This window comes from Inquilinus sp. OTU3971 (assembly GCF_038440215.1).
The window spans coordinates 26,809-36,980 of record NZ_JASATH010000066.1 but is presented as its reverse complement, the minus strand read 5'-3'; the positions used below and the strand labels follow the sequence as shown (position 1 = coordinate 36,980).

General features: G+C 71.9%; 11 protein-coding genes. 8 read left to right on the top strand and 3 right to left on the bottom strand.

The genetic code is table 11. The features are described from left to right. Positions 1-121: 121 nt before the first annotated feature. From AAHM41_RS17960 to AAHM41_RS17940, 5 genes are all read left to right on the top strand, one after another. Positions 122-1,174, top strand: a complete 1,053-nt coding sequence (locus AAHM41_RS17960) for a class II aldolase/adducin family protein (RefSeq protein WP_342237935.1) — start codon at positions 122-124, stop codon at positions 1,172-1,174. Positions 1,175-1,176: 2 nt separating this feature from the next. Then, on the top strand, positions 1,177-2,439 hold the full coding sequence (locus AAHM41_RS17955) for an FGGY-family carbohydrate kinase (RefSeq protein WP_342237934.1): 1,263 nt from the start codon (positions 1,177-1,179) through the stop codon (positions 2,437-2,439). After that, entirely contained in the window at positions 2,439-3,287 is an 849-nt protein-coding gene (locus AAHM41_RS17950) for a TIGR01459 family HAD-type hydrolase (protein ID WP_342237933.1), read from the top strand. Before AAHM41_RS17955 ends, AAHM41_RS17950 begins: the two co-directional genes overlap by 1 nt. 97 nt (positions 3,288-3,384) lie before the next feature. Next, complete coding sequence (locus AAHM41_RS17945) at positions 3,385-4,134, top strand: helix-turn-helix domain-containing protein (RefSeq protein WP_342237932.1); 750 nt, start codon at positions 3,385-3,387, stop codon at positions 4,132-4,134. A gap of 100 nt (positions 4,135-4,234) precedes the next feature. Next, complete coding sequence (locus AAHM41_RS17940) at positions 4,235-5,014, top strand: SDR family oxidoreductase (protein WP_342237931.1); 780 nt, start codon at positions 4,235-4,237, stop codon at positions 5,012-5,014. Positions 5,015-5,020: 6 nt separating this feature from the next. On the opposite strand, the gene AAHM41_RS17935 is transcribed toward AAHM41_RS17940, so the two are convergent. After that, positions 5,021-5,749, bottom strand: coding sequence for a TylF/MycF/NovP-related O-methyltransferase (locus AAHM41_RS17935; protein WP_342237930.1), 729 nt, complete (start codon positions 5,747-5,749; stop codon positions 5,021-5,023). Between the two features lie 256 nt (positions 5,750-6,005). Between AAHM41_RS17935 and AAHM41_RS17930 the strand changes: the two genes are divergently transcribed. Then, on the top strand, positions 6,006-6,812 hold the full coding sequence (locus tag AAHM41_RS17930; RefSeq protein ID WP_342237929.1) for a DUF899 domain-containing protein: 807 nt from the start codon (positions 6,006-6,008) through the stop codon (positions 6,810-6,812). A gap of 4 nt (positions 6,813-6,816) precedes the next feature. Here the strand turns inward: AAHM41_RS17930 and AAHM41_RS17925 are convergent, their stop codons facing one another. Further along, the gene (locus AAHM41_RS17925) at positions 6,817-7,383 is read right to left on the bottom strand and encodes a GNAT family N-acetyltransferase (RefSeq protein ID WP_342237928.1); all 567 of its coding nucleotides are present in this window, start codon (positions 7,381-7,383) and stop codon (positions 6,817-6,819) included. Positions 7,384-7,486: 103 nt separating this feature from the next. Between AAHM41_RS17925 and AAHM41_RS17920 the strand changes: the two genes are divergently transcribed. Further along, positions 7,487-7,912, top strand: a complete 426-nt coding sequence (locus tag AAHM41_RS17920) for a GNAT family N-acetyltransferase (protein WP_342237927.1) — start codon at positions 7,487-7,489, stop codon at positions 7,910-7,912. A gap of 4 nt (positions 7,913-7,916) precedes the next feature. After that, a complete protein-coding gene (locus AAHM41_RS17915; protein ID WP_342237926.1) occupies positions 7,917-8,684 on the top strand; it encodes an alpha/beta fold hydrolase in 768 nt (255 codons plus the stop codon). Positions 8,685-8,949: 265 nt separating this feature from the next. On the opposite strand, the gene AAHM41_RS17910 is transcribed toward AAHM41_RS17915, so the two are convergent. Beyond that, on the bottom strand, positions 8,950-10,161 hold the full coding sequence (locus tag AAHM41_RS17910; RefSeq protein ID WP_342237925.1) for a CHRD domain-containing protein: 1,212 nt from the start codon (positions 10,159-10,161) through the stop codon (positions 8,950-8,952). Positions 10,162-10,172: the final 11 nt, after the last annotated feature.

Genomic DNA, 10,172 nt, shown 5'->3' with positions numbered 1-10,172 from the left:
CCCCCCCCCCCCCCCCCCCCCCCCCCCCCCCCCCCCCCCCCCCCCCCCCCGGGGGCGGGGGGACTGATTTTGGTCTGAGCCGGAGACAGGCCGGGCCGATCTCTCGCCGAGGCCCCCGCCCATGACCCTCGACCCGTCGAACGATCCCGACCTCGGCGCCCTGCGCGCGCTCTCCGCCCGGCTCGGCCGCGACCCGGAGCGGGTGCAGGCGGCGGGCGGCAACACCTCGCTGAAGCGCAATGGCACGATGTGGATCAAGGCCTCCGGCACCTGGCTGGCCCGGGCCGAGGACGAGGAGATCCTGGTGCCGGTGCGGCTCGACCCGCTGCTGCGGGCGATGCGCGATGGCGACACCGCCGCCGAGACCGCCCGCGACTTCGTGGTGGCGGAGCACAATCCGCGCGGGCTGCGGCCGTCGATCGAAACCACCGTTCATGCCGTGCTGCCCTTCACCGTGGTGCTGCATGTGCATTGCGTCTCGACCATCGCGCTGGCGATCCGCAGCGATGCCGAGGCGCTGCTGGCCGAGCGGCTGGATGGGCTGCCCGGCATCGATTGGGCCTTCGTGCCCTACTGCAAGCCGGGCCTGACCCTGTCGCAGGCGATCGCGGCGCGGCTGCGGCCCGGGACCAATGTCGTGGTGCTGGGCAATCACGGGCTGGTGGTGGCGGCGGACGGCGTCGCCGCAGCGGGAGAACTGCTGGACCGGGTCTGCGCCGCCCTCGCCTTGCCCCGCCGTCCCTCCCCCGCGGCGCAGCCGGAGGCGCTGGCCGAGTTCGTCCGCGGCACGCCCTACCGGCTGCCGCAGGACCCGGTGGCGCATGACGCGGCGACCGACCCGAGCAGCCTGGCGCTGGCCACCGCCGGCGCCTTCTATCCGGACCATGTGATCTTCCTCGGCGCCGCCCTCGCCACGGCCCGCACGCCGGCGGAGTTGGCGGCGCTGGGCGAAGGGCCGCGCGCGCCGGCGATCGTCGGTGTGCCGGGACGCGGCGTGGTGCTGCACGAAGGCGTGCTGCGCGGCGCGGACGAGATGGCGCGCTGCCTGGCCGACGTCGCCGGGCGGGTGCCGGCCGGCACCACGGTCCGGGCCTTCACCCAGCCGCAGATCGACGAGTTGACCCAGTGGGATGCGGAGCAGTACCGGCAGTCGCTGAGCCGGCGGGAGGGGTGACCATGACGGCGCGCGCGATCGGCATCGATGTCGGCACCTCCGGCGTGCGGGCGGTGGCGGTGGATTCCGCCGGCCGCGCGGTCGGTCGCGGCACCATGGCGACCGACAGCCCGGGGCTGGATCCGCGCGACCCGGAGATGTGGTGGCTGGCCACCGTCGCAGCGCTGCGCCGGCTGGCAGCGGAGGCCGACCTGTCCGGGGTCGGCGCCGTCTCGGTCGACGGCACCTCCGGCACCGTGCTTGTGACCGACGCGGCCGGGCGGCCGGTCGGCACGGCGCTGATGTACAACGATCCCTGCCCGGACGAGGCGGCGGTCGCACGGGTCGACACCGTGGCGCCGGCCGGCAGCGCCGCCCGCGGCCGCAGCTCCGCCCTCGCCCGCGCCCTGGTCCTGCTGTGCCGACCGGGCGCGGTGCGGGTGCTGCACCAGGCCGACTGGATCGCCGGCCGCCTGTCCGGCCGCTTCGACGTCACCGACGAGAACAACGCCCTGAAAACCGGCTACGACCCGGTGGCGCGGCGCTGGCCGGACTGGGTCTTCGGCCTCGGCGTCGACCCCGCCGCCCTGCCGCAAGCGGTGGCGCCAGGCACGCCGACAGGCAAGGTGGATGCGGCGGCCGTCGCCCTCGGCCTGCCGGCCGGCACGCTGGTGGTCGCCGGCACCACCGACGGTTGCGCCTCCTTCCTCGCCACCGGGGCGGATGCGGTGGGCGACGCGGTCACCGCGCTGGGGTCGACGCTGGTGATCAAATTATTGTCCGATCGACCGGTCGATTCTCCGCAGCACGGCGTCTACAGCCACCGCATGGGCGACCGCTGGCTGGTCGGCGGCGCCTCCAACAGCGGCGGGGCGGTGATCGCCCAGCTGTTCGGCCGCGACCGGCTGCCGGCGCTGACCGCTTCGCTGCAGCCGGACCGCCCGACCGGCCTATCCTACTATCCCCTGCCCCGCCCGGGCGAACGCTTCCCCGTGGCCGATCCTACGCTGGCGCCAGTGCTGGAGCCGCGGCCGGAGGACGAGGCAGTGTTCTTCCAGGCCGTGCTGGAGGGCATCGCCGGGATCGAAGGCCGGGCGTATCGCCTGCTGGCCGATCTCGGCGCGCCGGTCGTGACCTCGCTGCGCAGCGTCGGCGGCGGCGCCGCCAATGCCGGCTGGACCGAGATCCGCCGCCGGCAGCTGGGCGTGCCCTTCCTGCCGGCCTTGTCGGAGGACGCGGCAGAGGGTACAGCCCGGCTGGCCCTGGCGGGACTTGGAGGACATTGATGCCGGAGATCGAGCAGGTGGACGGGATCGGCGGCCTCGTCGACCGCTTCGGCACCTTCTTCGTCGACCAGTATGGCGTGCTGCATGATGGCCGCCACCCCTATCCCGGCGCGATCGAGGCGCTGCGCCGGCTGAAGGATGCCGGCCGGCACATCGTGCTCTTGTCCAACTCCGGCCGCTCCGCCGCCTACAACGCGCGGCGGATGGAGACGCTGGGCTTCGCCCGCGACAGCTACGACCATTTCGTCACTTCCGGCGACGTGGCGCTGGCGCTGCTGCAGAGCGGCGCCCTACCGGTCTCGCCCGGCAGCGGCGCCCGCTGCCTCGTGATCTCCAGCGGCGAGGACCGTGGCTTCGCCGAGACGCTGGGCTTCGCCGAGGCCGAGACCGGCGACGCCGCCGACCTGGTGCTGATCGCCGGCAGCCAGGGGCACCTTGTTCCCCTGGAGCGCTACAGCGCGCTCCTTGCTCCAGCTGCGGCGCGCGGCGTGCCGGCGCTGTGCACCAACCCGGACAAGATCATGCTGACCCCGCTAGGCCCCGCCTTTGGCGCCGGCCGCATCGCCGAGATGTACGAGGCGCTCGGCGGCAGCGTCACCTGGGTCGGCAAGCCGCATCCGCTGATGTATCGCCACGCCGCCGCGACCACAGGGGTGGAGCGGCCCGGCGACGTGGTCTGTGTCGGCGACAGCGTCGAGCACGATGTCGCCGGCGCCCGCGGCTTCGGCGCCGCTGCCGCGCTGGTGCGCACCGGCATCCATGCCGGGATGGAAGAGGACGAGATGGCGCGGGAATTCGCCATCGTCGGCTGCGCCCCGGACATCCTGCTGCCCTCGTTCCGCTGGTAGGCCGGGCTCGCGGGGCTGCCGGAACATTTCGCGGCTTGTTTCGTTTCTGGAATGACTCTATTCCCAGAGTCGGACCAGGACAGCATTCTCACCCACCATGTCGGATGAACGCACCCTCAGCGACCTGATCGGGCGGGCCTATGATGCCGCGGTCGGGGACGAGGACTGGACCAGCCTGGTTGCGGCGATGACGCAGGCCGTCGGCGGCACCTCCGCCGTGCTGCGCTGGCTGGCGCGGCCGGCGGAGACGGCGATCACGGTCAATCTGGACCTCGCCGCCCACCAAGCCTACGACGCCTACTACCACACCATCGACCCGGTCTGGCCGAAGCTGTTCGAGCTGCCGCCGGGCACCGCCGTCGACGATTGCGCCCTGGTGCCGGAGCCGGCGCTGGAGCGGACCGAGATCTACAACGACCTCTACCGCCAGAATCACCTCTGGTTCTGCCTGTCCTGGTACACGGTGGACGTCACGGCACAGCCGGTCTGCCTGGCGATCTATCGTTCCCGCCGGCGTCCGACCTATGCGAGCGAGGAGCTGCGGATGCTGCGGGCCGTCGTCCCGCATCTCGACCGCGCCGTGCAGATCGAGGGACGCATCGCGGCCGCCGCGGACCGGCGCAAGGCCATCCAGCTGCCGCAGGCCGGCCTCGATCTCAGCGGGCGCGAGCGCGACTGCCTGGCGTGGATCGCCCGGGGCGCGTCGAGCAAGAGCATCGCCCGCCAGCTGGCGCTGTCGGTCCACACCGTCAACGAATACATCGCCTCGGCGATGCGCAAGCTGCAGGCCTCCAGCCGCTCCGAAGCAGTGGCCACCGCCATCGCCCTCGGCCTGCTGACTCCCTGAGCGACGCCTGCATCCATGGGGTGACATCCGCCGCCGGACGTCGCACCCTGCCCGCTCCGCACGAAGCACGACCCGCCACAGGGGCGGGAGGAGACGGACCATGGATCTGGGACTGGCGGGCCGCAAGGCCCTGGTGTGCGCCGCGAGCAAGGGCCTCGGCAAGGGCTGCGCCCTGGCGCTGGCGCGCGAGGGTGTGGAACTGACCATCACCGCCCGCGGCGCCGAGGCGCTGGAGGCGACGGCCGAGGAGATCCGCCGCACCACCGGCGCCACGGTGACGGCGATTGCCGGCGACATCACCACCGAGGCCGGCCGTGAGGCCGCGCTGGCCGCCTGTCCCGAGCCGGACATCCTGGTCAACAATGCCGGCGGCCCGCCGCCCGGCGACTTCCGCGACTGGGACCGCGACGCCTGGATCAAGGCGGTCGACGCCAACATGCTGACCCCGATCTTCCTGACCAGGGCGGTGGTCGACGGCATGGCGGCGCGCGGCTTCGGCCGCATCGTCAACATCACCTCGAGCGCGGTGAAGGCGCCGATCGCGGAGCTGGGCCTGTCGAACGGCGCCCGCTCCGGCCTGACCGGCTTCATTGCCGGGGTCGCCCGGCAGATGGCCGGCAAGGGCGTCACCATCAACGGCCTCTTGCCTGGTGCCTTCGACACCGACCGGTTGCGCGGCGGCATCAATGCGGCGGCCCAGCGCTCAGGCCAGGACGCCGAGGCGGTGGCCGACCGGCGCCGCGCCGCGATCCCGGCCGGCCGCTTCGGCCAGCCGGACGAGTTCGGCGCGACCTGCGCCTTCCTGTGCAGCGTCCATGCCGGCTACATCACCGGCCAGAACATCCTGATCGACGGCGGCGCCTTCCCCGGCACGCTGTGATCGGCGTCAGGCGCGCCGGCGCAGGATCGCGTTGCGGCCGTCCTCCAGCACGAAGTCGGGGCGGCTGCGCAGGAACTCGTCCGTGGCCGTGCGGCAGCCCGCATAATCGTGATAGTCGTCGATGATGACCATGCCGCCCGGCGACAGCCGCGCCCCGAGATAGTCGAGGCACAGCTTCACAGGGTCGTACCAGTCGCAATCGACATGGGCCAGGGCGACCCGCTGGATCTGCGCGTGGGGCAGCGTGTCCTCGAACAGCCCCTGGTGCAGGGTCACGGTCTTCCCATCGACGGGAAGACCGTGGGCGGCCATGGCCTTGCAGACATCGCCGAAGAGATCCTTCCGGTAGCCGTAATAGTCATCCCCGTCGATGCCGACCGACTTGCCGGAGACGATCGTCTCGTAGCGGGACTTGGCGTCGGACTCGTCCTTGTCGGAGGTTGGCGGCGGGATCATGCCGAACACGTCGAAGCCGTGAAAGTGCCGGCCGCCCTTCTTGGCGAAATCGGCAAGGAGGATCGCGCTGCCACCGAGGGCGACGCCGAATTCGAGGATGTCGCCGGGGATCTTCTTTTCGACCACGGCGGAGGCCGACGACTCCAGCCGCGCCAGCTTCTGCGCCGTGAGATAGGTCAGCTTCTCCTTCACCACCTCCCGGGTCAGCGACGACAGCCGCGCCGACGTGATGATGCTTTCGGCGCGCCGGACCACGCGGCCTATGACTGAGTTGCTCACCCGCTTACCCCCGCTTTTGATCAGGCCGGCATGCTGCCGTGCGGCACCCCACCGGACAAGGGGAATTCCGGGCGGGCCGCCAACCAGGCTTGACGCAAAGGCCTGCTATCTCTAAAGTTAACTTATTGGTTAAGTTTAGGCCTGAGCACCGTCGGCGAGGCCGGCTGCCGAAAAATCGCGACGACCGCCGTCGAGATCAGGCCGACCCGCTCGACCATCTCGAGAGGCCCGACCACCCGAACCCCTGGAGGCCCCCATGGAACCGACCCGGATCGCATCCCGCGAGGACTGGCTGGCCGCGCGCAAGGCGCTGCTGGCGGAGGAGAAGGCCCTGACCCGCGCCCGCGACGAGATCAGCCGCAAGCGCCGCGCCCTGCCCTGGGTCCGGATCGACAAGCCCTATGTCTTCCACGGGCCGCAGGGCCGCGAGACTCTGGCCGAGCTGTTCGCCGGGCGCAGCCAGCTGATCATCTACCATTTCATGCTGGCGCCGGGATGGGAGCATGGCTGCCCAAGCTGTTCGTTCCTGGCCGACACCATCGACGGCACGCTGGTGCATCTGGCCGCCCGCGACGTGACCTTCGCGGCGGTGTCGCGCGCACCGCTGGCCGAGATCCGGCGGTTCCAACAGCGCATGGGCTGGCGCTTCACATGGGTGTCGTCGCATGGCAGTGACTTCAACTACGATTTCGGCGTCTCGTTCACGCCGCAGCAGACCGCCGGCGGCACCACCCCCTACAATTATGGCGAGCTGCCCTTCCCCGCCGAGGAGCTGCCCGGCACCAGCGTCTTCGCCAGGGACGATGCCGGTGCCGTGTACCACACCTATTCCTCCTACGGCCGCGGCGGCGACCTGCAGCTGACCGCCTACAATTACCTCGACCTGGTGCCGAAGGGCCGCGACGAGGATGGGCTGGCCTTCACCATGTCCTGGGTGCGCCACCACGACCGCTACGACAGCGGCCCGGCCCTGGACCCGGCCGCGACCTACCAGCCGCCGAAGCGGGCGGAGTCGTGCTGTGGGCCGGCCGAAGCCAAGGTCGACGCCCAGACCTTCGCCTGAGGCCTCAGCCCGCGATCCCGGCCAGGTCGTGCCGCATGATCGGGCGGGCCGGGATGCGGCGGGCGACGGTGCGGAAGCCGAGGCGGGCAAAGGTCGAGGCGTAGCCGGAGCCCGAGGCGCTGGGCGACACCGCGGCGTCGAAAGGATAGGCCTCCAGCGCCGGCGCCCCGGCCTTTTTCGCCGCCCGCAACGCCCCTTCGATCAAGGCGGCGCTGACGCCGCGACGGCGCCAGCCCTTGCGGATATAGAGGCAGGACAGCGCCCAGACCGGCACGTCGTCGACGGCCCTGAGGCGCCAGTTGCGGTCCAGCTCCGGCAGCGCCGCGCGCGGGGTCAACTGGCACCAGCCGACCGCAATGTCATCCGCGGCGAAGGCGAGCAGCCCAGGCGGCGGCCCCTGCTGCACCACGGCGCGGAAATCCGCCTTGTTCCGCGCCCGCGGCCGGCGGCGATAGGCGGCGCCGATGCGGCCATGCATGCACCAGCAGCCATTGACCGCGCCGGCCGGCCCGAACAGGTCCTCCAGCGCCGGCCACAGCGCCGGCGTCAGCGGATGGATGGCGAAGTTCATGCCGGCTCTCTCCGACCGGTTGCCTTTGATCAACAGCCGAGGCGCCACGCCGGCTCCCGAAACCGCTTCCGGAGTCCTGCAAGGATGGTGCAGTCTCCCGGCCATGAGCGAGACGCCCCGCATCCTCTACGGCCGCGAGCAGGACCTGGACGTCGCCGAGTTCCGGCGCGTGCTGGTCGAATCCGGCCTCGGCCGCATCCGCCCGGTCGACGACGAACCGCGGCTGCAGGCGATGATCGCCGGCGCCGACCTGATCGTGACCGCCCGGCTGGACCGGCCCGGCCGGCCGCTGGTCGGGGTCGGGCGCGCGGTCACCGATTCGGTCTGGTGCTGCTATCTCTCCGACCTCGCCGTCACCCCCACGGCCCAGGGCCTCGGCGTCGGCAGGGCGCTGCTGGACGAAGCCCGCCGGCAGCTCGGGCCGCGGGTCAGCCTGTACCTGGCCTCGGTGCCGGAGGCGGTCGGCTTCTACGAGCGGGCGGGGATGACACGCATAGCCGACGCCTTCTCCTACCGGCGCGAGCGCTGACATCATGACCGACCTTCCCGTCCGCCGCTTCCAGGGCCGCGATGGCGTCGAGCTTGCCTATCGCGAGCTCGGAGCGGGCCGGCCGCTGGTGCTGATCCACGGCTTCTTCTCGACCGCCACGGTCAACTGGCTGCGCTACGGCCATGCCGAGGCGATCGCGGCGCGAGGCTACCGGGTCGTCATGCCGGACCTGCGCGGCCATGGCGACAGCGCCAGGCCGCACGACCCTGCCGCCTATCCGCCCGATATCCTGGCCGATGACGGGCTGGCGCTGGTCGAGCAGCTCGGCCTCGCCGATTACGACCTCGGCGGCTATTCGCTGGGCGGGCGGACCGTGGTGCGGATGCTGCTGCGCGGCGCCGCGCCGGGACGCGCCATCGTGGCCGGGATGGGCCTCGACGGCATCGTCAGCGCCGGCGGCCGCAACGCCTATTTCCGCCACATTCTGACCCATCTCGGCAGCTTCCAGCGCGGCACGCCGGAATGGATGGCCGAAGCCTTCCTGAAGACCGTCGGCGGCGACCCGGAGGCGCTGCTGCAGGTCCTCGGCACCTCGGTCGACACGCCGCGCGAGGCGCTGGCGAAAATCGCGGTGCCGACCCTGGTGGCGGCGGGCGCCGAGGATGACGACAACGGCTCGGCCGGGGATCTCGCCGCCGCCCTGCCGCAGGGCCGTCACGCCGAGATCCCCGGCAACCATATGAGCGCCGTGGCGAAGCCGGAACTGGGCCTCGCCATCGCCGAGTTCCTGGGGGATGCGCCCCAGCGCTGACCTCAGGCCTTGGTGACGACGACCTCGAAATACTTGCTGGGCACCACCACGCGCCGTCGCCGCTCCGGTTGAATGGCTCATCAGGGCCATGAGGTCGGCCTCCAGCGCCTCCTGCCCCGCCGCCGCGTAGCGGGTGCGGGGCCGCCGCCGCCCGGCCGATCGTCTCCGCCACCACCTCGGGCGGGGACGGGAAGCCCGACGACACCGGGCCCGGCAGCGTCTGCGGCTGAGGCGGCCCCGCCTCGCCGGCGAGGCCGCCGAAGGGCTACAGCACGAAGTCGCCCGCCGCCAGCGTGTGGTCGGACAGGACGACGATGGCAAAGTCGGTGACCTTGTCGCCGTTGGTGTCGCCATAGACCGCCTGGTAGCCGCTGGGGATGGCCACCACCCGCAATTCCCCGGCCGTGCCGGTGAAGTTGCCGGTGCCGAAGACGAAGGCGGTGCTGCCCGGTCCGGCACCGTTGGCGTCGATCGCCGACAGGTCGATCTTGTCGCCGGTCGTGAAGTCGTTGATCGTGTCCCGCCCCGCGGCCGCCGCCGTGCTGTCGGCCGTGCTGGTATAGGCGAAGGTGTCGGCACCGGCGCCGCCCTTCAGCGCGTCGGCGCCCACGCCCCCGGTGAGCACGTCGTTGCCGCCGTCGCCCCACAGCCCGTTGACGCCGGCATTGCCGGTCAACTGGTCGGCGAGGCTCGAGCCGAAGAGCTGCTCGACGCCGGTCAGGATGTCGCCGGCCGCATCGCCGCCCGAGGCCGTCCCGGCGCCGAGATTGACCGTCACCCCGGCCGCGCTGCCGATGTAGTACGCCGTGTCGGTGCCGGCGCCGCCGGCGAGTGTGTCGCCGCCGGTCCCACCGACCAGGATATCGTTGCCGGCGCCCCCGGTCAGGCTGTCGGCGCCGCCGGCCCCGCGCAGCTTGTCGTCGCCGCCGAAGGCATCGATGACGTCGGCGGCGGCGGTGCCGTTGAAGGTGTCGGCATTCTCGCTGGCGCGGGTGACCAGCTGGCCGCGGATCGCGCCGCCGCCGAACTGGGCGGTGTGGATGTTGAAGTAGAAGGAGACGTCGTTCGGCCCGGTCCCGCCCTGCAGCCCGGCGATGACGCCGGCGGACAGCGGGTCGCTGTCGGTGGTTTCCCAGACGCCGCTGATGGTGACCGAACCGTCGCCATTCTCGACGATGGTCAGGTCGTCGGCATCGTCGGTCATGGCCGTCGGCAGGATGTCGAACACGATCCCGCCATTGGCCCCGCGCGCCGCGGCATGGATGTGCATCAGGACGGCGTCGTCGAGCGGATCCGCGGTCCGCGGCGTGCCGTCGATCAGCTCGCCGAAATCGATGCCGGCGGTGATCGTGACCGAATAGGTCATGGCCGTGCCGGCGGTGTTCAGGCTGACCGTCGCGAGGCCTGTGGCGGTCTCGGTGCTGCCGGTCCCGATCTCCTGGCTGGAGTTGAGGATCGCGGTGAAGGTCGTGGTCATGGCGAATCTCC